Source organism: Paenibacillus puerhi (genome assembly GCF_009846885.1).
GTDB lineage: Bacteria > Bacillota > Bacilli > Paenibacillales > NBRC-103111 > Paenibacillus_G > Paenibacillus_G puerhi.
The window spans coordinates 39,733-63,115 of the sequence record NZ_WUWM01000017.1; the positions used below are offsets into that span (position 1 = coordinate 39,733).

Below are 23,383 nucleotides of genomic sequence, written 5' to 3' on the forward strand. Positions count from 1 at the left end.
TCTAGATGAGTTGAACTTAAGAATCGTATTCATGTTAGCAGACAGTCTCACTCCCCATTCCAGATTGAAAATGCCAAAGTGCAGGCTTTTTCACAACAATTGCTTGCCTGAGGAGAAAAGCCTGAAATCATGCAGGAATTACATGCGATTTTTCCCTGAAGCAACGGGTTAAGCGGAAAATAGATGCACGTTTGCAGGAGTGTTACTCGGTGGTCAACTTTAAGAAACAATAGATGTACAACTGCAGGCTTCTTAAGTTCAACCTATTATAGATGAGAGTTGATTCTAGCTCCGCCCCCCGGTGAAGCATCCCGGGGAGAGGGAACGAAAGCGAGGCCATGTGCTCATGAAGCGATGGAGTATACCCCGTCGGACCGCTTTGCCTGTGTTGTCTGCGCTGTTGGCGGCAGCGCTGCTGGCTGCAGGGTGCGCCGCGAAGCCGGCTGTGCAGCCCGCTCCGGCCGGGGCCGTGGTCCCCGATAGCCAGGCGACGGCACCGGCCGCTGCTTTGCCGCCGCCGCAGGCTGTCCCGGAAGGCCGGGAGGGGACAGCTGCGGGCACCGGCGGCGTGGCGGCTGCGCCGCCTTCGGCGGCCTCCGCCGGGGCCGAAGGCGGCACGCCCCCCGCTGCGAAGCCGGCGGCTGGCGCTGAGGCGGCTCCCGCGGCACAGCCCGGGCCGACGAGGCCGGCAGCGCAGCCACAGCCGCCCGTGCCGCCAAAAGCGCCTGAGGCAGCCGTGCAGCCGCCTGCTGCCGCTTCTACGGCAGGTAAGGTGGCGGAGCCGCAGCAGTTGACGTCCGAGCCTGAGCCGCAGGAAGGGCAAACGAAGCAGCCGGCGGCGCCAAGCGGCCCTGCCGCTCCGCTTAGAGCGGAGGCAAGCCCTGGGGAATCACCGGCTACGACCGGTCCTTAAGCCAATAACGGATTCATGTATATAGGAAAGGATGTAACACGGTGGGGTTTGTATCTATATTGGGCTTTGCCCATCAATTAATCGAGGCAAGGGTGAAGCCTGGCGAGGCAGCTATTGACGCGACGGCGGGCAATGGGGTGGACACCGTTTTCCTGGCCAGGCAGGTCGGTGAAGACGGGATCGTCTACGCCTTCGATATTCAGGAAAGCGCCATAGCCAGTACAGGCTCCCGCTGCGCCCGGGAAGCTCCCAACCGCCGGGTCGAGCTGCTGCTCCGCAGCCATGCCGATATGGCGGAAGCCATCCCGCAGGAGTGGCATGGGCGGATCGCGGCGGTCACCTTCAACCTGGGTTACCTGCCCGGTCATGATCACAGCACGATCACGCTCCCGGATTCGACGCTGAAGGCGCTGAATGCCGCTGCCGGTCTGCTGCGTCGCGGCGGCATCATCACGATCGTTGTGTATTCCGGACATCCCGGCGGGGAAGCGGAAGCGAATGCGGTGAATAACTGGGCCGCCGCTCTGCCCCAAGACGCCTATCAAGCGATGACTTACCGGTTTATCAACCAGCGCAATCATCCGCCCTATGTCATCGCCATCGAAAGGCGTTAGGACAAACTCCCTTTTTCTGGATTTATCCAGAGAATCAGGGAGTTTTTATTTATGGTCTTTCGCGCTATAGCCTAATTCTGCTGCCATTTGATATAATTTGGAGGATTGATTAAAGGCCTTCAGCCTTACCTGGAAAGTGGGGACATGCTAACCATGATTAAGCCTTATCCATTGAAATGCAAGCCCGAGTTCAAAGAACGCGTCTGGGGAGGCCGAGCCCTGGAGCAATTCGGCTTAGAACTGCCGGAAGGACCGATCGGAGAAGGATGGATGATCGGCGACCATCCTAACGGCACGACGACCGTGGAGAACGGCGAGCTTGCCGGTCTTGGACTGGATCAGATTCGCGAGCAATACGGCAGCGAACTGTTCGGGAGCAAAGGCTTTTCCAAGAAGACCGGCCGCTTCCCGCTGCTGATCAAGCTGCTGGATTGTCAGGACGATCTGTCGGTGCAGGTTCATCCGAACGATCACTATGAGCGGCTGCCGCAGGGAGAGCTCGGCAAAACCGAGATGTGGTACATCCTGGACGCCAAACCCGGCGCCAAAATCATATACGGTCTGGCCGAAGGCGTAACCCGTGAGCAGCTTGCCGCCGCAATTGCGGACAATCGGATCATGGATTGCCTGAATGAAATAACCGTACAGGCCGGAGACAGCTTCTATATTCCGGCAGGCACCGTGCATGCGCTGGGAGCCGGCGTGCTCGTAGCCGAAATTCAGCAAAACTCCGATAGTACTTACCGTCTATACGATTACGATCGGCTCGGACTTGACGGTCAGCCTCGCGAGCTTCATATCGAGGACTCGCTGAACGTCATTGCCTACGAGGGCTCCGGCGCTACCTATATGAAAACAGAGCTGGATAGCTCCCATAGCTGGCTAACCTTGGCCAAGTCCGAATTTTTCATCACCGAGAAGGGCCGGGTTGAGGGGGAATGGAGCCTGCAAACGGTGCCCGACAGCTTCGTCATCCATATTATTTGCGACGGCGAGGGAACGATCCGTTGGGCGGACGGCGAGCTGCAGGTCCGCAGCGGCGAATGCTTCCTGCTTCCCGCAAGCCTTGGCAACTACAAGCTGACCGGTAAGATGACCGTGCTGCGCAGCTATTTGCCTTAAGGCTCCCTGCACGCTCGACTAAAGGAAATACCCGCAAGGACCTGATAGGGCGCTCCAGCTCCCTTCAGGTCTTTTTTTGCTATTCCGCCCTTCCTACTTCTTCCCTTCATTCCTTCCTTCTTTCCTTCCGGGCAGTCAGACCCAAAAAAGCCTGTTCCCGGAGAGTCCATATCTCCAAGAACAGGCTTTTCCCAATCGGCAATTAGGCCTTAGCCATGCTTTGCTTCCGCATCACTTAGCTAAGCTCCTGCTCCCTCCAGCGCCAGCGTATACGTCTGCGGCTTTACAGACAAGTCCGGTGGGAAGTACACGATCAGGAGCTGGTCGGCCGACACATCGATGTCGCCGGTCTCCAGATAACGGTCCAGCAGGAACGGAAGCCGCTCGATCATGACATGCTTATGAATATCCTTCTCGGCGATGCCCAGCTCGGCGAAACGTCCCGATACCGCCTCCGGCCGCTCGGCCAGCCTGCGCAGAAAGTCGTTTTGCTCGCCCCGGCTGAGGGAGAAATCCCACCAGATCTTGCGGGGCTTGTACTTGTGATTCAGGAAGTAATCCAGCTTCATCAGTCCGAGGACGATCGACATGTCCTTCGTCCCCCGGTGCTCCAAAAACGCATACAGCCGGGTGAATAAATCCTCCAGCTGATGGCCGATCTTCTGCCAGCCCCGCTCCTCCCAATAGTCGCCGAACTCCTGGAAGAAATCAAAGGCCGACGTAAATTCCCGCTCAATCAGATAAGATACCGTATGATCGGTCCGGTGAGCGTTCCAATACTTCTCCAGCACGTCCTCGACCCGCTTGATCCGCACCAGATCGGAGAACGGCAAAATGTTATTTCCCAAAATTTCGTAGGGCGCATGATCCATATAGATATAGCCGTACTTCTCGGCATCCAGCCGCATCCCGGTGCCCCGGAGCATCTTCAGGAAGCCGAGCTGCAGCTCTTCGGGCCCAAGCTCGAACACGTCATTGAACGTCTTGCGGAACGAGTTGTAGTCCTCCTCGGGCAGGCCTGCAATCAAGTCAAGATGCTGATCGATTTTCCCGCTTTCCTTTACCTTGGTCACGGTCCGGGTCAGCTTGCTGAAATTTTGACGGCGCTTCACCAGGTTATTCGTCAGATCATTGGTAGACTGGACGCCGATCTCGAAGCGGAAAATGCCCGGGGGCGCGTGCTCGGCCAAGTAATCCAGCACTTCGGGCCGCATGATATCCGCCGTAATCTCGAATTGGAAGACACAGCCCTGGTGGTTGCGGATCAGGAAGTCGAACATCTCCAGCGCATATTCGCGCTTGATATTGAACGTCCTATCCACGAACTTGATCAATTTCGCCCCCGACGCGATCAAATACAGCAAATCGCTCTTCGTCCGCTCGATGTCGAAGTACCGTACCCCTACCTCAATGGACGACAGACAGAACTGACAGCTGAACGGGCATCCCCGGCTCGTCTCAAAATAAACGACGCGATTCGCCAGGCTGGGGACATCCTCCGCAAACCGGTGCGGCGTCGGGATCGCATTCAGATCCAGCTTAGGACGAGGGGGATTCAGAATGATACGGTCCTCCTTGCGGTAAACGACACCGAACACGCTGTAGAGCGCCCGGTCTCCGCTTAATTCCGTCAGCAAATGATGGAACGTCTCCTCGCCCTCGCCCATCACGATGTAGTCGACATCGGGCAGCCGCTTCATCCAATACTCGGTATCATAGGATACCTCGGGACCACCCAGAACGATGACGGTCTCCGGCATAATTTTCTTTAGCATCCCGATGACGACGATCGTCTCTTCAATGTTCCAGATATAGCAGGAAAACCCGATGACGTCCGGCCTTCTCCGATACAGATCGGAAACGATGTTCATGGCCGGGTCCTTAATCGTATATTCGGCGATCTGCATGTCCGGAAAATCCTTCTCGCTGAACGACTTCAAGTAGCGAAGCGCCAGCGACGTATGAATATATTTGGCGTTTAACGTGGATAACACGATCGTGTTCATGCTTATCAAAACCTCTTATTCTGGCGTTTTTTCGTACTCTTATTCTACACGTTATCCCCAGCGAACACAAAAAGAACATGGAACCTCGAGTAGGTCCATGTTCTCTCGCTAGTAATAAGTGTCGGTCGATTGCAGCCCTGTCGTATCCGGCGCTACGGTGTCGAGAAGAAATTCGTCCTGCTTGCCCTCGTTCCATACGCTGGCTTGCGTCTGCAGCTGCTCTTCTACCTCTTCCATCTGTGTTGTCAGCGCTCCGATGTCGCCGCTATTCGCATTAATGGTACGCTGGAGACGGTTGCGCTCATCGAGCCGCTTGGCCATTTGATACAAAATCACGCTCATTCACCTCTTTCTCAAAATCTTCCTGTCCGATTGCTATTACTTGCAGTATACGGCATGAACATTAAGACAAGATTACAGGAAGATCAACGTTTGATTAAATTCCATATTCGTTAGCTTATGCAGCCGACTGCTGTTAGTAGTCCCCAATTTTAGTAAATTGTATGCATTCCGCCTCATGGCAGGCAATACCGGGTTAAACGCCTGGCTCCTCGCCGGTTTCGCACAAGGACCGGCTCATGCTATACTCGTCCTATAGATTCAGGCAGGAGGCCACAAGCATGTCTACAAGAAAGAACGGCAATAAAGGAAGACCGGGGGCGGCAAGCCGTCCCGCATCGGATCATTCGGGTAAGGTCCATGTATTTACCGTCAGGGAGCCCGACGAGCTGCTGGCGTTTCTGATCAGCCGTCTGTCCAAGACGGGCCGCAATTCATTGAAGGCGATGCTTGCGCGGGGACAAATTGCGGTGGACGGCAAGCCGGTGACAGTCTACAATTTCCCCTTGCAGCCGGGCCATACCGTGACGGTAAGCAAGGAGAGAATTATCGAGGAGCCGCCGCTTATCGGGCTGTCCATCCTCTACGAGGACGAGCATCTGATCGTCGTGCGCAAGGAAGCGGGCCTGCTGTCGATCGCCTCTGCCCAGGAGAATGAGCTCACCGCCTACCGGCAGTTGACCGCTCATGTCCGTCTGAGCGACCCGTCGGCAAGAATCTTCGTCGTCCATCGGCTGGACCGGGATACCTCGGGGGTTATGATGTTCGCCAAGAGCGAGCAGGTGCAGCAAACCTTGCAGAAGGCGTGGCAGGACATGGTCCAGGAGCGCACCTATGTCGCCCTAGTGGAGGGAAAAGTCAAGAAACCCGAAGGCACGATCACATCCTGGCTGAAGGAGAGCAGCACGCTGAAGATGTACTCCAGCCATTACCCGGGTGACGGGCTGCATGCCGTTACGCATTACAAGGTATTGCAGGCCAGCTCCCAGTACTCGCTGCTTGAGGTTCATCTGGAGACAGGGCGTAAAAACCAGATCCGCGTCCATATGCAGGATATCGGCCACCCCGTCGTCGGCGACAAAAAATACGGCTCGCGGGTGAAGCCCATTAACCGGCTTGGACTGCATGCCCGGATACTTGCCTTCACTCATCCGGTCAGCGGCGAGCTGATGCGGTTTGAGACGGATATCCCGAAGTCCTTCCTGTCCCAGTTCCGCGCCTCCACTTCCTCAGACTCGTAAGCATAGCAAACAGCCTTGACCGATATCCGGGACAAGGCTGTTTGCTATGCCGGTATTCACTTCATGTAAAGCATGCCAGTACGGGCGTCCCCGCTCGTCAGGTCCGACGAGCCCTAGCGAGCTACGGCCGCTCAGACGGGGGGATATCCTTGGGCACCAGACTGTAAATGTCGCCAGATTCGAACGAGTCGATCAGCCGGTCCAGCCACATGTAATAGCGAATCGCCTCATCTATTTTATCGAGATCCGGTTGGAGCACAGCCTGCAAAGCAGCATCGTCAGGACTTTGCTCGCATAGATTTCTTAGTTCGGTCTTCGATTTGCGCAGAGCGCTCAAATTGATTTCCAGCGCCTTGCGCCATTTCAGCGAAAAGAAATCGGCAAAGGTTTGGAACCAGTCCAATTCCACCTCATACAGGTCCTTTCGCGATCCCTTCTCCCACACTTTGTTTACCATTTTCAAATCAACCAGTGTGCGCACTCCGGTACTCATACTGGTTTTGCTCATTTCCATCGCCTCGCCCATTTTATCCAACGTCATCGGGTGGTTCTGGAAGAACAAAAGCCCGTACAAGTGGCCGATAGACTGCGTAATGCCATAGAGATCCAAGTTTTTGCCGATGGATTCGATAACGCGTTTACGTGCTTTTTGAATGACGACTTCCTGCTCCGGGCTGAGCCCCTGTATGGTTTCCATCGTATCTATTCACCCTGCCTTTGTGTATACATCGCTAATTGTAAGAAACAATGCCAGTAATGTAAAGACGGCGCGGCAATCGGACATGATAAGAGTATAAAAGACAGCGTACAATTTGTACAGTTTTTTCTGTACATACGGAATGAACGGAATTTACCGTTGACAATCCGGGTTCCTATTCTTTACACTTAGAAAGGCACGAGAGATGAACTCATACGAAAGAGGGGGTAGCTTGTGGCCATAATCGACGTGCAACGGGTCACCAAAGTATTTGGTCCCGACCCTGATTCTGTTCTGCCGCTGCTTCAGCAGAAGTGGTCGAAGGAGAGAATTTACAAAGAAACTAAACACACAGTGGGTGTCAATGAAGTTAGCTTCTCCGTGGAGCCGGGTGAAATCTTCGTCATCATGGGATTGTCCGGCAGCGGAAAGTCAACTTTGGTTCGGCTGCTTAACCGGCTAATCGACCCTACTCAGGGCCGAATCGAGATTCACGGCAAGGACATTGTCGGCATGAACGCCGACGAGCTGCGTCAAGTACGCAGGCAGACGATCAGCATGGTGTTTCAGAAGTTCGCGCTTTTCCCGCACCGGACCGTGGCCCAGAACGTCGAGTACGGACTGGAGGTTCAGGGCATGGAGAAAAAGAACCGCCGCGCGAAAGCATTGGAATCACTGCGGCTGGTCGGACTTCAGGACTGGGCGGATAGTATGCCCTCCCAGTTGAGCGGGGGCATGCAGCAGCGTGTCGGATTAGCCCGCGCGCTTGCGAACGACCCGGATATTTTATTGATGGATGAGGCGTTCAGCGCCTTGGACCCGCTGATCCGCAAGGACATGCAGGATGAGCTTCTGGAGCTTCAGGAGAAGATGAAGAAGACGATCATCTTTATTACGCATGATCTGGATGAGGCGCTGCGCATTGGCGACCGGATCGCTCTGATGAAGGACGGAAGCGTCGTCCAGATCGGCAAGCCGGAAGAAATTATGATGAATCCGGCCAATGCTTACGTGGAGCGGTTTGTCGAGGATGTGGACCTGTCGAAGGTGCTGACCGCTTCGTCCATTATGAGACGGCCTGAGACGATCGGGCTCGACCGCGGTCCGCGTGTAGCGCTGCAGCTGATGCGCGAAAGCGGGATTTCGAACCTGTTCGTCGTGGACCGCGGCAAGAAGCTGCTTGGGGTGATCACGGCCGAGGACGCTTCCGCCGCGGTGCATGCAGGGAAAAGTCTGGAGGATATCGTCATCGCGGACGTTCCCGTCGTAGCTCCGGAGCAGATGCTGTATGAGTTATTTGAAGTATGCGGGACTTCCCGATACCCCGTCGGCGTGGTGGATGAGAACCGGCGCATTCTGGGCGTCATTGTCCGGGGGGCCGTACTCGGGGCGCTGGCCGGCCATCCGGCCTCCCAACAGAACAACCTGCAGGAGGAGGTGAAGCCGCATGATGCCGAAGCTGCCGTTAGATAAATGGGTGGAAACGGGCGTGGACTGGCTCGGCGACAACCTGTCCTTCGTCTTCGAACTCATCTCGACCTTGATCGAAGGCATTGTTAACGGCTTGTCGGCCGCCTTCCACTTCCCTCCTGCCCTCGTCCTGATCGTCCTGATCGCTGCCCTGGCCTATTATCTGGGCAAATGGCGGTTTGCGCTTTTCGCTGCCATCGGACTGCTGCTGGTCGATAATCTCGGCTTCTGGAGTCATACGATGGACACCTTGGCCCTTGTCATGACATCGGCGCTGATCTCGATTTTGATCGGCATTCCGGTCGGCGTGTGGTGCGCCCAGAGCGACAAGGCAAGAAGCATCTTCACCCCGCTGCTCGACTTTATGCAGACGATGCCGGCCTTCGTGTATTTGATCCCGGCTGTTACGTTCTTCGGCCTTGGCGTCGTGCCGGGGGTCATCGCCTCCGTGATCTTCGCCGTACCGCCAACGATCCGGCTGACGAATCTCGGGATCCGGCAGGTAGCGGAGGATCTGGTAGAAGCCGCGGACGCCTTCGGCTCGACGCCCGGGCAGAAGCTGTTCAAGCTGCAGTTCCCGCTGGCTATGCCGTCTATTATGGCGGGCGTCAACCAGACGATCATGCTGGCGCTGTCGATGGTGGTCATCGCTTCTATGATCGGCGCCCAAGGGATCGGTGCGGATGTGTACCGGGCTGTGACCCAGATCAAGACGGGCCAAGGGTTCGAAGCGGGTCTCGCTATCGTCGTATTGGCTATTCTGCTTGACCGTATCACTCAATATATCATGAAGAAGAAAAGGAGCGTTTAGCACTATGATGAAACATGCCGTCAAATCGTTCATGCTCGTAAGCTTAACCAGTCTGCTTGTCCTTGCCGGATGCGGGACCAAGGAAGCCTCTCCCGGCGGGACAGCCGCGGGAGGCGCATCGGGACAGCCGGCCTCCATAGGCGCACAGGTCAAGCATGAGATTATCGGAATCGATCCCGGGGCAGGCTTGATGAAGCAAACCGCACAGGCCCTGACAGACTATGAGCTGACGGATTGGAAGCTAGTAGAGGGCTCGGGCGCTGCGATGGCTGCCGCTCTGGACAAAGCCTATAAGGACAAGAAGCCGATCATCGTAACCGGGTGGACGCCTCACTGGATGTTCGCCAAGTATGAGCTGAAATATTTGAATGACCCCAAGGGTACATTCGGTCAGGACGAGCAGATACATACGGTCGTCCGCAGTAATCTGAAGAAGGACGCCGAATCTGCTTATACGTTGCTGGACCGTTTCGAATGGACACCGGATGATATGGCTGTCGTGATGTCAGCCGTTACCGAAGGCAAGAATCCCGAGGAAGCCGCCGCACAGTGGGTGAAGGATAACGCGGACAAGGTGGACGCTTGGGCGAAAGACTTGCCTCAGGATGCGGGCAAGAAGCTCAAGCTGGCTTATGTCGCCTGGGATTCGGAAATCGCCAGCACCAACGTAGTCAAAATCGTACTGGAAGAGAAGCTCGGCTACAAGGTTGAGCTGCTTCAGGTAGAGGCCGGGCCGATGTGGGCGGGTATTGCCGACGGAAGCGCCGATGCGATGGTGGCCGCTTGGCTGCCCACGACGCATAAGGACTACTTCGACAAATATGCCGGCAAATTCGAGGATCTCGGACCTAACCTGAACGGCACCAAGCTGGGACTGGTCGTCCCTTCCTACATGGAGATCGATTCTATCGAAGATTTGAAGAAGAAATAAGCGGCGGATTAACCAAAAAACGCCGACTGATCCAGGAGGAGCCCGCGAGGGCTCCTCTTTTGGTTTGGCCAAAGTCTCTTGTCCGGCACAGGCCGGTGAATTCTTAACTTGCATTCCTGGGTAATATATAGGAACACAAGAGAAATGAGGGATTCCGATCATGACCTTGACGCCTGAACAACGCATCACTCTGCATGGCTTCAATAACCTGACGAAGTCGCTTAGCTTCAATATGTACGATATTTGCTATACGAGGACGAAGGAAGAGCGTGAAGCGTATATCGAGTATATCGACGAGCAATACAATTCGGATCGGCTGAAGCGGATTTTGCAGACGGTCACGAATATCATAGGCGCCCATGTGCTGAATATCGCCCAGCAGGACTATGTGCCTCAAGGAGCCAGCGTCACGATTCTCGTATCGGAGGGGCCGGTGGTAGAGGTGCCAACGGAATCGTTCGAAGAATCGCCGGGACCGCTGCCCGAATCGGTCGTGATGCAGCTCGACAAGAGCCATATCACGGTACATACGTATCCGGAGTACCATCCCGACGAGGGCATCAGCACGTTCCGAGCGGATATCGACGTGTCCACCTGCGGGGAAATTTCGCCGCTGAAGGCGCTGAATTACTTGATTCATTCGTTCGATACCGATATTATGGCGATCGATTACCGCGTCCGCGGCTTTACCCGGGACATTCACGGACATAAGCTGTTCATCGACCACGATATCAGCTCCATTCAGAACTACATCCCGGACCAAGTCAAAAGCCAATATGATATGATCGATGTCAATGTATATCAGGAGCATATTTTTCATACGAAGTGCAAGCTGAGGCAGTTCGATCTGAACAATTACTTGTTCGGATATACGAAGGACAAGCTGAAGCCTGAGGAGGTCCAGGAAATTACGGAGAGGCTCAAGACTGAGATGGACGAGATCTTCTATGGGACCAACATCCAGCGAGGGTCGATGGACGAGGATGACGAATAAATGCATGCTCAAGCCAAAGAGCCGCCCAGGATATGTAGGTCCCGGACGGCTATTCGGCCTTGCGGAATTCGGCTTGCAGAGCATGCGGCAGGCATACTGAGCCGCCTCCTAGGCAGGCTCCTGAGAACTTGCAGCCTTACCGTGTGAGAGCATGCGATCGTATCCGGCTGCCCGGCTGCCCTTTCCTTTCGCGCGGTCGATCTACGTCCAGCCCCAGAAAAATCCGTCCCGATCCCAAGCCACCCGGCCCTTATGCATTTTTTTGAACAGCTTCTTCACTTCTTTATCGATCGATTCGTGGCCATTCTCATTGCTATAGATAAATCGTTCGCCAAACTGCTCCCGGATGTAAGCCACCGCCTCTGTCTGGCGCAAAATCCCCGCATTCCTTACTTCGTCCAGCATCCACTGGGCCACCTGCTCCGCCGTGATCTCCGTCATCTGTATCGCTCCCGCCTAATAAGTTCCTTTTCCCATTCTAACAGGATGTCTTGGATAAGCCAAAAAAGACAAATCGGGATAAGTCATCCCGCGAACCTGTATGTGTCTTTCTTTAGGGCGCCCGGCTACAATGGATGTGTCAGCAGCGGCTCGGCCGGCTGCCGTGCACGAACAAACTAAGGCTAGTGGAGGGATCCGGATGAGTACGATCAAGGTCGCCATTATCGGCTGCGGCACGATTGCCAACAACGCGCATATCAAGGCTTATATCGCAAACCCCGATGCAGAAATCGTCTATTTCTGTGATACAATCAAGGAAAGAGCCGAGAAGGCCGTCAGGGATTACGGCCGCGGGCAAGCGGTTGAGGATTATCAGGAGATTCTGGATGATCCTGAAGTGGAAGCGGTTTCGATCTGTACGCCCAATGATGTGCACGCCCCGATCGCCATCGACTGCCTGCGCGCAGGCAAGCATGTGCTGTGCGAAAAGCCCGCCGCGCGGACCTACGCGGAAGCCCTGGAGATGCAGAAGGTGCAGCACGAAACCGGCAAGGTGCTCAATATCGGCGTAGTGAACCGCTTCAATACCGGCGTCAACATCATCAAGAATATGATCCAAGCCGGCGATCTCGGCGACATTTACCATGTATATGTCAGCTTCCGCTCGCAGCGCTCGATTCCCGGCCTCGGGGGAGCCTTCACGACCAAGGCCATCGCGGGAGGCGGCGCGCTGATCGACTGGGGGGTGCATTTCCTCGATATCGTCATGTACTGCTCCGGCGATCCGAAGCCCCTTACCGTAACGGGCCAGGCCTACAGCAAATTAGGACGCGATATGAAAGGCTATTCTTATCTCAATATGTGGGCAGGTCCTCCCGACTATAACGGCACCTACGATGTCGATGATTTCGTAACGGCGATGATCCGCACCGAAGGGCCGAGCATCACCTTAAACGGCGCTTGGGCGCAAAATATCGGCGTGGAAGAGATGTATATCGACTTCCTCGGCGACAAAGCCGGTATCCGGCTGCAATACGGCCAGGATTTCAAGCTGTACAGCGCGCAGAACGGCGCTTTGCTCGAAACGACGCCGAAGTTCAACGCCACGGATATGTTCCAGAATGAAATCGACGGCTTCCTGCGCTGCATCCGGACCGGGGAAAAACTGCCTTCCCATATCGATACAGTCATTCTCTCCTCGCAAATAATTCAGGCCATCTATGACTCGTCCGACCTGCGGGCTGAAGTTTCGTTCGAGTAAAGGGGGAGACGACGATGAGAAGCATAGGATTTATCGACTATTTCCTGGACGAGTGGCATGCCAACAAATATCCCGAGTGGATCGAAGCCGCTTCCCAAGGAAAGATGAAGGTCGTCTGCGCTTACGGCAAAAAGGACTCGGATACCGGCCTTAGCAACGCGGCTTGGTGCGCGGCCAAAGGGATCGAGCTGCTCTCCTCCATCGAGGAAGTCGTCGAGCGCAGCGACTGCCTGATCGTGCTGTCTCCGGACCATCCGGAGCAGCATGAAGAGCTTGCCCGGCTGTCGCTGCAGTCCGGCAAACCCACCTATATCGACAAGACTTTCGCCCCGGACCGCGCAGCGGCTCTGCGCTTGTTCGATCTGGCGCAGCGGCATGGAACGCCGCTGTATTCCTCCTCGGCGCTACGCTTCGCGACGGAGTACCGGGAAGCCGGCCGCGAAGGGATCGATGCCATCGCCAGCATCGGCCCGGGCAGCTACGCCAATTACTCGATCCATCAGATCGAGCCTATCGTGTCTTTGCTTGGGAGCGCGGCGCAGCGCGTCATGTTTATCGGCACGCCGGCCTCGCCTGCGCTGCTGATCGAGTTCTCGGGCGGCCGTCAGGCGACGGTTCGCCATCTGAGCGGGGACGCGCCGTTCCAGCTGGCCGTGAATTACGGCCCGGCCGGCAGCGCTATCCTAAAGCCGGAATCCGATTTTTTCCAGCTTTTTATCCGGGACCTGATCCGTTTCTTCGAGACCGGCCAGTCTACCGTAGACGCCTCCGAGACGGTAGCCGTCATCACGATCATCGAGTACGGCTTGAAGGCGGCGGTTGCCCCATTTCAGTGGGTGGAATTGCCCGGATAGTAGGAGTGGCGTGAGAGGCGATAGAGAAAAGGCGAATGAAAACACGAGGATGAATCGCGAGGGTGAGAACAGCATGAAGGATAAACGAGCCGCAGGCTGCCATTTTCACTTTGACAACAATTTTGCCAAAGGCCAGTCGACCTTCGGGGGCATCGACCTGTACCAGATCGGCGAGATTTGCTGCGAGAGCGGGTACGAAATAGCTCCTCATCTTCAGTTTTGTCTGGAGCTGAGCTGTATCGTATCCGGCAGCGGTTATTTTATTATCGACGATCAACAGGTCCCGGTCCGGGAGGGGGAGCTGCTGTTCAACGCCGCCGGCCACATGCATACGATCCGTACCGATACGACGGGTCCGCTGCGTTTCGTCTACATGGGCTTTATGTTCAATGAAGAGGCGGGGGATGAATTTGCAGGTATGCATGATTTCTTCCAATCGGCCCCTTTCCATCATGCCAAGGATACGTACAACCTGATGATGCCGTTCTTTCGCAACATCGACGAATTTTATTCGCAGAAGCCTCACTCTCAGATCATGATCAAAAACTATCTGGAGGAAATCATCGTGCTGGCCTATCGCACCTTCACGGAGAAGGACGGCCCCGCCCCGCGGTATGCTCCGGCCAAATCCGCACATTCGGTAGGCTATACGGTGTATTCCGTGATTCGATATATCGACAATCACATTTTCGAGCTGAAAAGCATCCGCATGATGGCCGAGCAGCTCGGCTACAGCTACACCTACCTGTCGCACACCTTCAAGGACAAAACGGGCATGACGCTCCAGCGGTACATCAACCACAAAAAGGTCGAGAAGGCGCTGGAGCTGCTCAAATACGGCAATATCTCCATCACCCAGGTCGCCGACCGGCTGCAATACGAAACGGTTCAGTCCTTCAGCAAAGCTTTCTCGCGAATTATGGGGTACCCTCCTTCGCATTATGTTGCCCTGCAGCGGGAAGCAAACAGGCCCCTTTCGGAATAGACGCTGCGCGATTGAGTGGGGGCGGGTCGTGCTTGCGCTTGCTTCGCGAACAAGGCCGTTCAGTCCGTAGTCCGTAGTCCGTAGTCCGTAGTCCGTAGTCCGTAGTCCGTAGCCCGTAGTCCGTAGTCCGTAGTGTAACGGTAAGTGAAAAGAGCTTTTCCTGCAATCATGCAGCTTTTCTGCGGAAACCTACGTGTGTTGCCTAGATTCCTACGAATATACATGAATTTGCTGGATAAAGTTAGGCTTGGGAGGAATTCATGCCGAAAAACCTGCATATATGTAGATATTCCCCATCTATAGCAGGATTCGGAACCAAAACTGCTTATTTGAAGTTTTTCTCTTCGCCGAGCTATCTGACGGTTCGTCTATATATCGAAAGTGTCGAAGTCAGACGATGACAGGCAGAACTGGCAGACAAGACTCACGCAATCACCGCTCCGCAGGTGAAGCCAATTTACACACTACACCACGTCCCATTACGCCAAGTCACATCCTGCCACATCACATCACGCGATGTCATTCCGTCCCATCCACGGCCAAAGGGCCCGCCAGGAAAGCTCTCCTGGCGGGCCCTTTGCCGGTATCCGGCCTCCTATCGATCCTACCGCAAAGCGGCAGGGTCGATAGGAGGAACGAGACCTTCCTGTGCCGCCCTGCCGAGCAGCGCCGTCACCGCGGCGTACCCGTCCTCGCCCAGCTCGGCCGTAAATTCATTGACATACAGCTCGATATGAGCCTGGGTAACCTCAGGGGACATCTCCTGCGCATGATGCTGCACATAGTCCCGGGAGGCCTCCGGGTGCGCCCAGGCATATTCGACCGATTGGCGTATCCATCCGGCGATAGCTTCCCGGTCAAGCGACCGGCGGGCGATAATCGCGCCAAGAGGGATCGGCAAGCCCGTATCGCTCTCCCACCAGCTTCCGAGGTCGGTCACCAGCGACAGGCCGTAGGAAGGGTACGTGAAGCGCGCTTCATGGATGACCAGACCCGCGTCAATTAAGCCATCGCGTACAGCAGGCATGATCTCGTGGAACGGCATCACCACGATCTCCCCCACACCTCCCGGTACGTTCTGGGCCGCCCAGAGGCGAAACAGCAGGTAGGCGGTCGACCGGTCGCTCGGCACCGCTACCCGGCGGCCGGATAAGGCCGCCGCTCCGGCATCCTCCTTCTCCCCTCCTGCGCGCAGCACCAACGGGCCGCAGCCGCGACCAAGGGCTCCGCCGCATGGGAGAAGCGCATAATCGGTCAGCACCCACGGCAGTGCCGCATATGAAATTTTCATGACGTCCAGTCCCTCTTCGCTTGTCGCGAGACGGTTGGTGACATCGATATCCGCGAAAGTCACATCCAGCTTCGGCGCACCGGGGATCAGGCCATGCGCCAGCGCATGAAAAACAAACGTGTCATTCGGACACGGCGAGTAAGCAATTTTCATGAGAGTACCTCCTTAAGTACGGCACTTGCCGCTTCCAGCGCCTTCAGCGCGTCGCCGATTCTCCACGCATCGCGGTCACGCGGACCGACCGGGTTGGAGATTGCTCGAATCTCCAATACCGGCAGTCCCTGCCGCTGCGCGGCTGCGGCCACGCCGTAACCCTCCATGGCCTCTGCCAGCGCACCCGGTACGCGCCGGGCCAGCTCCGAGGCTGTGGCGGCCGTACCGGTTACGGTCGTTACCGTGAGGACGGGGCCGAGCCGAGCCGCGAGTCCGGCATCCTGCAGCGCCTCGGCCCAGCCTGCAGCCAAACGGGCCTCCGCCTCCACGCGCGACGAACCAAAGCCCAGCTCGTCCACCGTGCGGAATCCCTCCGGCGTCTCGGCCCCGAGATCGGCGGCGATCACTTCGCTCGCCACGGCAAGTCCGCCGACCTCGACACGGCCGACAAAACCGCCGCCGATGCCGCTGCTGACGACAAGGCTGTATGCGCCGGGCGCCGCCGCCAGAGCAGCCGCCGTTCCTGCGGCAGCGGCAGCAGGGCCTACGCCTGCCGCCAGCACGTCGAAGCGGGCCGTATCCTCCAGGCCGCGCAGAACGGCTTCTTTCTCGGCTTCCACCGCTGTTACGATCAGCACCCGCCGGCCATCCGAGAACAAGCTGCGCAGCTTATCCTCAAGCCCTTCGGCCGATTGAGCGTCTCGTGGTTGCTCGTTGCTCATCCATCCTATCTCCTTTTCTCCCGCCCCTCTTCAGGCTCCATAACTCTGGCCGGTGTACGGCTAGGTTTTCCTTAGAACATGCACATTCAGTAAGTATACCACTTCTGTTTCTCTGCTGGCTAACCCTCAGGCAAGCTTGGGAGAATCGTTTATGCCCCGGTATAGGCAGGATATATCCGCTTCGAGGTCGAAAGAACTAATAAGCTAGCGCTATTCAAGGAAAGGAAAGATTCTACACATGATTAGATTCGGCATCATAGGTACAAATTGGATTACAGAAGCTTTTTTGAAAGCAGCCCGCAAGGCGGAGGGATTCGAGCTGACCGCCGTTTATTCGCGAAGCGGTGAACGGGCCAAAAGCTTCGCCGCGGAATGGGGAGCCGCGCATAGCTACAGCGATCTGGAAGCCTTTGCCGCCAGTCCCTTCATGGATGCGGTCTATATCGCCAGCCCTACCTCCTTGCATGCCGAGCAGGCGATGCTTTGCATGCGCCAAGGCAAGCATGTGCTCTGCGAGAAGCCCCTCGCTTCGAATACCCGAGAGGTGGAAGCGATGATCAAGACGGCGTCGGACCATCAAGTATTGCTGATGGAAGCCTTGAAAACAACGACAATGCCGAGCTTTGAAGCCGTCCGCGAGCATTTGCCCAAGATCGGAAGGGTCCGGCGGTATGTAGGCAATTACGGCCAATATTCTTCACGCTATGATGCGTACAAGCAGGGAACGGTGCTGAATGCGTTTAACCCTGCCTTTTCCAACGGGTCGCTGATGGATCTCGGCATTTACTGCATCTATCCATTAATTTCCTTATTCGGCCCTCCTCAGCATATCCAGGCTGCGGGTCTGGTGCTGGAATCCGGCGTTGACGGAGAGGGGAGTCTGCTGCTGACCTACCCGGACATGGAGGCCGTCATCATGCACTCCAAAATCGCCAACTCTTACCTGCCATCGGAAATTCAAGGAGAAAACGGAAGCATGCTCATCGACAAAATCGGCCAACCGAGCCGTATCGAGCTTATTTACCGCGATGGCTCGAGGGAAGAGGTGTCCAGGCCTCAGGAAGAGGATACCATGGTGTATGAAATCCGCGAGTTCATCGGAATCCTGCAACGCGGGGGACGCGAGTCTACCGTCAACACGCATCTCCGCTCGGTGCAAACGATGCAAGTCATGGACGAGGCCCGGAGGCAAATCGGGCTGGTTTACCCGGCCGACCTCAAGTCCTGAACAGATTCAGAAGAGACTCGGTAGCGTCGTACGCCGAGATCCGGTAAAGCCTTTGCGGTTAGAGCGTCAAATTTGGTTCTAAGCGAAGGTTGAGTTATGATGGGAGCGTTGCAGGTGGACGGCCCGGGAGTGACGGCCGCACCTAGCAGCCACGACGTCCCGGCTACTGCAGCCGTCACCTACTTTAAGCGGCTTTGACGAAGCCGCCAACGTACGAGTCTGTTCCGCAACAGGCGCCAACCGCCGAGCGGACTCGCAATGAAAGCCGAGGTGCTGCCGCATTGTATACATTCATCCATGAGGGCTACTATGCTCTTATTCCGGTTATTAACATCCTGCTGGCCATTACGGTTATTTTTCTGGAGCGGCGCAACGTCGGCGTGACGTGGGCCTGGCTGATGGTGCTTTTTTTCCTCCCGGGCGTCGGATTCCTGCTTTATCTCATATTGGGTCAAAACCTGAGCCGGCGAAAAATATACAAGCTCAAAAACGAAAGTGAACGGCAGATCATCAGTGCGCTTGTCGAGCAGCAGAAGGAGGATCTCCGTCAAGACCGTGTGCCCTACCGGGATGAAGTTGTCCACAACTACCAGGACATGATCTATATGAACCTGTCCAGCGCCTATGCCCTGTATACGCAGGATAACGAGGTGGCGATCTATACCGATGGGAGTGAGAAATTCGAGGCGCTGTTACAGGATATCGAACAAGCCGAGGATCACGTCCACATCCTGTATTTCATCATCCGCAACGATTCGCTGGGAGTCCGGCTGGTAGAGGCCTTGGCCCGCAAGGCAAGAGAGGGCCGAGCCGTACGTCTGATGTACGATGCCATCGGCTGCTCCGCCCTGCCCCGCGACTTCTTCCGCGACCTGCGGGAGGCCGGGGGCGAGGTTGCCGCCTTCTTTCCTTCGCGCATCCCGTATTTGAATCTGCGGGTCAATTACCGGAACCATCGGAAGCTTGTGATCATCGATGGCAAGGTCGGCTATATCGGCGGCTTTAACGTCGGCAATGAGTATCTGGGATTAAGCAAACGGTTCGGCTACTGGCGCGATACCCATCTGAGGCTGGTTGGCGGCTCCGTCCTGCATATGCAGGCGCTTTTCTTCCTGGATTGGACGCTGGCAAGCCGACAGGAGATTGCGTTGGCCCCCCGGTATTTCCCGCTGGTGCCGCATAGCGGACATGTCGGGATGCAGATTGTCTCAAGCGGACCGGATTCGGACTGGCAGCAGATCAAGAATGCCTACATCAAAATGATCGTGACCGCCAAGGAATATATCTACATCCAGACGCCCTATTTCATCCCTGATGAAAGTCTGATCACTGCACTGAAAATGGCGGCCCTATCCGGAGTGGACGTCAAGCTAATGATTCCGAGTAAGCCGGATCACCGGTTCGTCTATTGGGCGTCGTTCTCGTATATCGGGGAATTGCTGCCTTTTGGCGTACAGTGCTACTTGTATGAAAAGGGGTTCCTGCATGCCAAGACCATCGTAGCCGATGGCCGTGTCGCCTCCGTAGGTACAGCCAACGTGGATATCCGGAGCTTCAAGCTTAATTTCGAGGTCAACGCCTTCATCTACGATACCGAGACGGCAGAGACACTGACGCAGATCTTCGAAGCCGATATGAAGCACAGCCGTTGGTTGACACAGACCGGGTATAGCAACCGGCCCCTGCTGCATAAGTTCCGCGAGCCTTGCGCACGCCTGCTATCGCCGATTTTCTAGCAGGCAGAGGCGGGTCGTTCCGACTGTGGCGGGCTGCGTTCAGAACATAAAAAAACGGAGCGCTTCAGCTGCTCCGTTTTTTGGTCATCTTACGGCCGGATAAGCCGCCGGCGCGCCGTCAAGCCTTGGTACGGCTCGCAGAACAGACAGGACTTTCAGCAGCTAGAGCGCTGCCGCCCGTTTCCGGCTTGCCGTCCCTGGGCGAGACTACATGTCCCTTCCCTCGCCAAGGCTCCGAAAAGGATTCACCCCTGCCGAAAAGCCGGAGGGCATACTGCCCGTTGGCTCTCCCTGCTGCTCAAGCAGCGGCTTCACTATGTTTTTCCAGGGCCAGACGGGCTGCCGGAACATCGCTTCCTCCACCACCTCCAGCTCATCGCCGGTAAAGGCTGCTAATCCCCCCGCTTCCCGCAGCTTGGCTGCCATCATCGTCCACAGCATCGGCTCCCGGATGCCATAGCGGGTCGATAAGATCTCCAGAATCGCATACAGATTGACCTGAATGCCGAGTGTTTGCAGATAAGCAAGCAGCTTCTGCGGAGTCTCATTGTATAAGGAGTTCGGATAACCGGGCTTCATCCGGTAGCGAGGGTCCTCAAGTCCATGCCGCTCCATCCAGGGGAGATGCAAGCGCACGGAATCATGATCCCTCAGCAGCAGTCCCTCCACACGCCCATGCTTCAGAACGAGGATGGTATTCTGCCCGTGTATTTCGGGAAGGACCCCCAGACGGAACAAGCGCAAAGCCATGTGGAAAAAGTTCAAGCAGACTTCGCCGAAAAGCATCAACAGCGACGGTTCGGCCGCTAACGGCAGCCCGCGCGCTCTGCACCACCCATCCAGCGGATGATCCTCCGTGCCGGACGCCCTGGCCGCCAGGGCACACATCGGCAGCAGCCGGACGTCTTCCGCTTCCATCAGCTCCTCGGGATAGATCCGTACCAAAGCGGACAAATGCCGAGGCGGCTCGGCGAATAAGTCGCCGGACTCCGGCATATACGCCCACCAATTCGATTCGTCGCACAGATACAATCGGCTGCGCAGTACCGGGTCCAGCTCCTTCGCCTGCTCCAGCAGGCGCTGACCCTTGTCCCCGTTCATCATATGAACGGCGGGCAAATACCTGACGGCGCCAAGCGCCACGATGCCAAGCGGAAGCTTGACATGGCGCCCGCCCCCACCCAGCGGAGCCAGCGAGCGCGAGGAGGCCGTCGCCCTGTAATCGCCCGCTCGGGCCTCAAGCGGAATCCATAGGCCCGACTCCCGCTCGGCCGGCAGCATCCGGGGCAGAATTTCGCCCAGCTGCCAGGGATGGGCAGGCAGAGCCATATAGCGCTCCGGCGACAGTCCTTTCTCCTGCATCGCCCGCTGAACATACTCGCGTTCCTCATCGGACAAAAGCAGCTCCAGCGGCTCCGCGGGCCTCTCCCGCGAGCCTGTCGCGGCCTGCACGCCTCCGATCAGACGACGCCGATCGACCGCCACCCACACCAGGCGGATCGCCTGTCCGGCTTCTGCGCTGTAGGCCGCATATTCATCGCGTCCCCAGCCTCCCTTCGCCTTGGCCACCGGATGAAACGGCCGGTCCCGGTAAGCGGCCCTACGCTCCAGGTCCGCCAAGGTCCAGGATGGCCCTGTGGCATCGCCGCTTTCGCATGCCGCCGACCACCCTGCCTGCTCCAGCGTCAGCTCCAGCAGGCTTCTCAGCCTAGCCATGGCGGCTTCTGCAGGCTGGCTTGTCCCATCCGCCGCAGACTGTGCAAGCCGCATCTCCGCCACCAGCTCCAGCAGCTCAACCGCGCCGAGCGGACGAGCTTCGAGCAAGCCGGGCTGCGCCTCGGTCCGCTCGTAGACGCCTCCGCCCGGGACATACCGGTACGGCTGCACGATGGCCCGGCGGACCGGGAACAGGATAGCCCGCCCCCGTTCCCGGTCCAACCACCAACGGTACGCGAGCCGCTCTTCCCGGTCCGCGCTTCCCCCGTCCTGCCGATCTGAGCCTGGCCCGATCGCTATACGACAGTCGGGTACTGGGCCAGGCTCAGCCTCCAACTGGGCATCGGCCTCCCGATCGGCCGCCGCTTCCGAGCCGGCCGGCATACCGACGGCCCGAAGCTCGGCCTCGCACCGGTCCCCGGCAAGCAGCTCGCCTCTTCCCAAGTCATCCCAGATGCCTTCGGCCAGCAGCGCATTAATCAGATCGGCGAGAATGGCCTCTCTTGCTTCGGCTTCGACATTGGCTTCAGCTCCGACCTTGGCCTCCGCCTCCGGCTCCCCTGGCTCCCTCCCTGTCCGCGGCACGCCCGCAACAATACCCTGCATGATCGTTCTCCTCCTCTCGATTACCTTGGATTACCTGCATCCTCCATATCCATATACTTATGCTCCGGGTGAGCATGGCTCAAAAAATCATGGGCCGATATCGTCCAGCCGTAGGCGCCTGCGTAATGAAACAGCAGGACATCCCCGACGCGCAGCCTCTTGACGGCTACATCCCGCGCCAGCACATCCTTGGGTGTGCACAGCTCCCCTGCTACGACTACGGTCACATCCCGAACCTCGGGCCGCGGAAACGGATAATCCCATCGTTCGACCGGCACAATCTCGAACGGATGGCTGTGCTGCCAGGCTCCTGGCAGACGGAAGTGATGCGAGCCGCCCCGAAGGATTGCATAATGCTGACCGTGGTTGCATTTCAAATCCGTAACCTCGGTCGCATAGTATCCGCAGGCTGCGGCGAGATACCGGCCGGGCTCGAATAGCATCTCTATACCGGGCAGAGGCCGGGCAGCGATCTCCCTTCCCAAGCCGGAGACAAAGCCGGGCCAGTCAAATACCCGGTTCAAATCGGTATACGAGATGCCGAAGCCGCCCCCCGCGTTAAGGTAGCGAAGCGTAAGCCCGAAGCGTTCCTGCCACTGCTGCACTCGATCCCGGTATACAGCGATCAGGCGGGCATGCAGGCTCGCATCCAGATTGTTCGAGATGGAGTGCAGATGAAAGCCCTCCAGACTCAAATGAGGCAGCGACCGGGCAAGGGCGATCGCCTCCGGGATATCGACTTCGTCAATGCCGAACTGCGTCGGCTTCCCCGCCATCACCAGCGTCGCCTCCGGGAAGGAGGCCCGCAGGTTGACCCGCAGCAGGACCCGCGCGGTTACCCCGAGGGCGGCTGCTCTATGCGAGATCCGGCGCAGCTCCAGCAGGCTTTCCGCATGAAGCAGCATCACTCCCAGCTCCAGTGCTTCCTGGATCTCCGCATCCTTCTTGCCCGGACCTCCGAAAATAATCGGCTTGTCCGCACTGACCTCCCGGATCCTTCGCACCTCGCCGATGGATGCCGCCTCGAATCCATGCACGATCGGCGCCAGACACTCCAGTATCGGCCTAGCCGGATTCGCTTTCATCGCATAGAACAGCCTGCAATCCGCAGGCAGCTCCCGCACGCAGCGGGCCGCATGCTCGCGCAACTGACGCATATCGTAAATAAACGCGGATACGGGCTCCTGTCGCTCGCGCTTCCACTGAGCGATGAAGGAAAGGATGCCATGATCCGCTGCTGTCTGCAGCATGC

The 23,383-nt window shown here is 57.0% G+C and carries 21 protein-coding genes; 13 read left to right on the forward strand and 8 right to left on the reverse strand.

All coding sequences use genetic code 11. The annotated features are described in order from the left end of the window. Positions 1–346: 346 nt before the first annotated feature. From GSF01_RS16340 to GSF01_RS16350, 3 genes are all read left to right on the forward strand, one after another. Positions 347–913 (forward strand): hypothetical protein, encoded by a 567-nt coding sequence (locus tag GSF01_RS16340; RefSeq protein ID WP_159885853.1) that lies wholly within the window; start codon positions 347–349, stop codon positions 911–913. Positions 914–954: 41 nt separating this feature from the next. Beyond that, positions 955–1,527, forward strand: a complete 573-nt coding sequence (locus tag GSF01_RS16345; protein ID WP_159885855.1) for a class I SAM-dependent methyltransferase — start codon at positions 955–957, stop codon at positions 1,525–1,527. A 153-nt stretch (positions 1,528–1,680) separates the two neighbouring features. After that, entirely contained in the window at positions 1,681–2,649 is a 969-nt protein-coding gene (locus GSF01_RS16350; protein WP_201305418.1) for a type I phosphomannose isomerase catalytic subunit, read from the forward strand. Positions 2,650–2,888: 239 nt separating this feature from the next. On the opposite strand, the gene GSF01_RS16355 is transcribed toward GSF01_RS16350, so the two are convergent. Then, a complete protein-coding gene (locus GSF01_RS16355) occupies positions 2,889–4,655 on the reverse strand; it encodes a B12-binding domain-containing radical SAM protein (protein ID WP_159885857.1) in 1,767 nt (588 codons plus the stop codon). A gap of 108 nt (positions 4,656–4,763) precedes the next feature. Beyond that, positions 4,764–4,991: a hypothetical protein gene (locus tag GSF01_RS16360; protein ID WP_159885859.1), complete on the reverse strand. Its 228-nt coding sequence runs from the start codon at positions 4,989–4,991 to the stop codon at positions 4,764–4,766. A gap of 284 nt (positions 4,992–5,275) precedes the next feature. Between GSF01_RS16360 and GSF01_RS16365 the strand changes: the two genes are divergently transcribed. Beyond that, on the forward strand, positions 5,276–6,235 hold the full coding sequence (locus GSF01_RS16365) for an RluA family pseudouridine synthase (protein ID WP_235941552.1): 960 nt from the start codon (positions 5,276–5,278) through the stop codon (positions 6,233–6,235). A gap of 121 nt (positions 6,236–6,356) precedes the next feature. Here the strand turns inward: GSF01_RS16365 and GSF01_RS16370 are convergent, their stop codons facing one another. Then, a complete protein-coding gene (locus GSF01_RS16370) occupies positions 6,357–6,932 on the reverse strand; it encodes a GbsR/MarR family transcriptional regulator (protein WP_159885863.1) in 576 nt (191 codons plus the stop codon). 234 nt (positions 6,933–7,166) lie between these two features. On the opposite strand from GSF01_RS16370, the gene GSF01_RS16375 reads away from it, so the two are divergent. From GSF01_RS16375 to speD, 4 genes are all read left to right on the forward strand, one after another. Beyond that, entirely contained in the window at positions 7,167–8,405 is a 1,239-nt protein-coding gene (locus GSF01_RS16375) for a quaternary amine ABC transporter ATP-binding protein (RefSeq protein WP_159885865.1), read from the forward strand. Beyond that, positions 8,380–9,213, forward strand: coding sequence for an ABC transporter permease (locus tag GSF01_RS16380; RefSeq protein ID WP_159885867.1), 834 nt, complete (start codon positions 8,380–8,382; stop codon positions 9,211–9,213). Before GSF01_RS16375 ends, GSF01_RS16380 begins: the two co-directional genes overlap by 26 nt. A 4-nt stretch (positions 9,214–9,217) precedes the next feature. Beyond that, the gene (locus GSF01_RS16385; RefSeq protein ID WP_159885869.1) at positions 9,218–10,144 is read left to right on the forward strand and encodes a glycine betaine ABC transporter substrate-binding protein; all 927 of its coding nucleotides are present in this window, start codon (positions 9,218–9,220) and stop codon (positions 10,142–10,144) included. A gap of 160 nt (positions 10,145–10,304) precedes the next feature. Then, positions 10,305–11,138 (forward strand): adenosylmethionine decarboxylase, encoded by an 834-nt coding sequence (speD, locus tag GSF01_RS16390; RefSeq protein ID WP_159885871.1) that lies wholly within the window; start codon positions 10,305–10,307, stop codon positions 11,136–11,138. 201 nt (positions 11,139–11,339) lie between these two features. Here speD and GSF01_RS16395 read toward each other — a convergent pair whose 3' ends face one another. Next, a complete protein-coding gene (locus tag GSF01_RS16395) occupies positions 11,340–11,579 on the reverse strand; it encodes a DUF6953 family protein (RefSeq protein ID WP_159885873.1) in 240 nt (79 codons plus the stop codon). Between the two features lie 199 nt (positions 11,580–11,778). Between GSF01_RS16395 and GSF01_RS16400 the strand changes: the two genes are divergently transcribed. The 3 genes from GSF01_RS16400 (at position 11,779) to GSF01_RS16410 (ending at position 14,679) form a co-directional block, all read left to right on the forward strand. Next, positions 11,779–12,840 carry a Gfo/Idh/MocA family protein gene (locus tag GSF01_RS16400; protein WP_159885875.1) on the forward strand — a complete coding sequence of 354 codons (1,062 nt, stop codon included), beginning with the start codon at positions 11,779–11,781 and terminating at the stop codon, positions 12,838–12,840. 14 nt (positions 12,841–12,854) lie between these two features. After that, complete coding sequence (locus GSF01_RS16405; protein ID WP_159885877.1) at positions 12,855–13,694, forward strand: Gfo/Idh/MocA family protein; 840 nt, start codon at positions 12,855–12,857, stop codon at positions 13,692–13,694. A gap of 73 nt (positions 13,695–13,767) precedes the next feature. Continuing rightward, on the forward strand, positions 13,768–14,679 hold the full coding sequence (locus GSF01_RS16410; protein ID WP_159885879.1) for a helix-turn-helix transcriptional regulator: 912 nt from the start codon (positions 13,768–13,770) through the stop codon (positions 14,677–14,679). 604 nt (positions 14,680–15,283) lie between these two features. Here GSF01_RS16410 and GSF01_RS16415 read toward each other — a convergent pair. Further along, on the reverse strand, positions 15,284–16,123 hold the full coding sequence (locus GSF01_RS16415; protein WP_159885881.1) for a 1,4-dihydroxy-6-naphthoate synthase: 840 nt from the start codon (positions 16,121–16,123) through the stop codon (positions 15,284–15,286). Then, positions 16,120–16,845 carry a futalosine hydrolase gene (locus GSF01_RS16420; RefSeq protein ID WP_159885883.1) on the reverse strand — a complete coding sequence of 242 codons (726 nt, stop codon included), beginning with the start codon at positions 16,843–16,845 and terminating at the stop codon, positions 16,120–16,122. The genes GSF01_RS16415 and GSF01_RS16420 overlap by 4 nt, the downstream gene beginning before the upstream one ends. 238 nt (positions 16,846–17,083) lie before the next feature. Here GSF01_RS16420 and GSF01_RS16425 point away from each other — a divergent pair, with 238 nt between their 5' ends. Both GSF01_RS16425 and cls read left to right on the forward strand, forming a co-directional pair. Then, complete coding sequence (locus GSF01_RS16425; protein WP_159885885.1) at positions 17,084–18,073, forward strand: Gfo/Idh/MocA family protein; 990 nt, start codon at positions 17,084–17,086, stop codon at positions 18,071–18,073. A gap of 281 nt (positions 18,074–18,354) precedes the next feature. After that, on the forward strand, positions 18,355–19,809 hold the full coding sequence (gene cls / locus GSF01_RS16430; protein WP_235941554.1) for a cardiolipin synthase: 1,455 nt from the start codon (positions 18,355–18,357) through the stop codon (positions 19,807–19,809). A 207-nt stretch (positions 19,810–20,016) separates the two neighbouring features. Here the strand turns inward: cls and GSF01_RS16435 are convergent, their stop codons facing one another. Together GSF01_RS16435 and GSF01_RS16440 are read right to left on the reverse strand one after the other, a co-directional pair. After that, complete coding sequence (locus tag GSF01_RS16435; RefSeq protein WP_159885887.1) at positions 20,017–22,131, reverse strand: IucA/IucC family protein; 2,115 nt, start codon at positions 22,129–22,131, stop codon at positions 20,017–20,019. A 20-nt stretch (positions 22,132–22,151) separates the two neighbouring features. Beyond that, positions 22,152–23,381 carry a type III PLP-dependent enzyme gene (locus tag GSF01_RS16440; RefSeq protein ID WP_328803690.1) on the reverse strand — a complete coding sequence of 410 codons (1,230 nt, stop codon included), beginning with the start codon at positions 23,379–23,381 and terminating at the stop codon, positions 22,152–22,154. Positions 23,382–23,383 lie beyond the last annotated feature (2 nt).

Bases quoted from the DNA above. Each gene is read 5' to 3' on its own strand.
- GSF01_RS16425 (WP_159885885.1), top strand. From the start codon at position 17,084: ATGATTAGATTCGGCATCATAGGTACAAATTGGATTACAGAAGCTTTT.
- GSF01_RS16420 (WP_159885883.1), bottom strand. From the start codon at position 16,845: ATGAGCAACGAGCAACCACGAGACGCTCAATCGGCCGAAGGGCTTGAG.
- GSF01_RS16395 (WP_159885873.1), bottom strand. From the start codon at position 11,579: ATGACGGAGATCACGGCGGAGCAGGTGGCCCAGTGGATGCTGGACGAA.
- GSF01_RS16440 (WP_328803690.1), bottom strand. From the start codon at position 23,381: ATGCTGCAGACAGCAGCGGATCATGGCATCCTTTCCTTCATCGCTCAG.
- GSF01_RS16385 (WP_159885869.1), top strand. From the start codon at position 9,218: ATGATGAAACATGCCGTCAAATCGTTCATGCTCGTAAGCTTAACCAGT.
- GSF01_RS16350 (WP_201305418.1), top strand. From the start codon at position 1,681: ATGATTAAGCCTTATCCATTGAAATGCAAGCCCGAGTTCAAAGAACGC.
- GSF01_RS16400 (WP_159885875.1), top strand. From the start codon at position 11,779: ATGAGTACGATCAAGGTCGCCATTATCGGCTGCGGCACGATTGCCAAC.
- GSF01_RS16365 (WP_235941552.1), top strand. From the start codon at position 5,276: ATGTCTACAAGAAAGAACGGCAATAAAGGAAGACCGGGGGCGGCAAGC.
- GSF01_RS16435 (WP_159885887.1), bottom strand. From the start codon at position 22,131: ATGCAGGGTATTGTTGCGGGCGTGCCGCGGACAGGGAGGGAGCCAGGG.
- GSF01_RS16405 (WP_159885877.1), top strand. From the start codon at position 12,855: ATGAGAAGCATAGGATTTATCGACTATTTCCTGGACGAGTGGCATGCC.
- GSF01_RS16380 (WP_159885867.1), top strand. From the start codon at position 8,380: ATGATGCCGAAGCTGCCGTTAGATAAATGGGTGGAAACGGGCGTGGAC.
- GSF01_RS16355 (WP_159885857.1), bottom strand. From the start codon at position 4,655: ATGAACACGATCGTGTTATCCACGTTAAACGCCAAATATATTCATACG.
- GSF01_RS16410 (WP_159885879.1), top strand. From the start codon at position 13,768: ATGAAGGATAAACGAGCCGCAGGCTGCCATTTTCACTTTGACAACAAT.
- GSF01_RS16340 (WP_159885853.1), top strand. From the start codon at position 347: ATGAAGCGATGGAGTATACCCCGTCGGACCGCTTTGCCTGTGTTGTCT.
- GSF01_RS16415 (WP_159885881.1), bottom strand. From the start codon at position 16,123: ATGAAAATTGCTTACTCGCCGTGTCCGAATGACACGTTTGTTTTTCAT.
- speD (WP_159885871.1), top strand. From the start codon at position 10,305: ATGACCTTGACGCCTGAACAACGCATCACTCTGCATGGCTTCAATAAC.
- GSF01_RS16370 (WP_159885863.1), bottom strand. From the start codon at position 6,932: ATGGAAACCATACAGGGGCTCAGCCCGGAGCAGGAAGTCGTCATTCAA.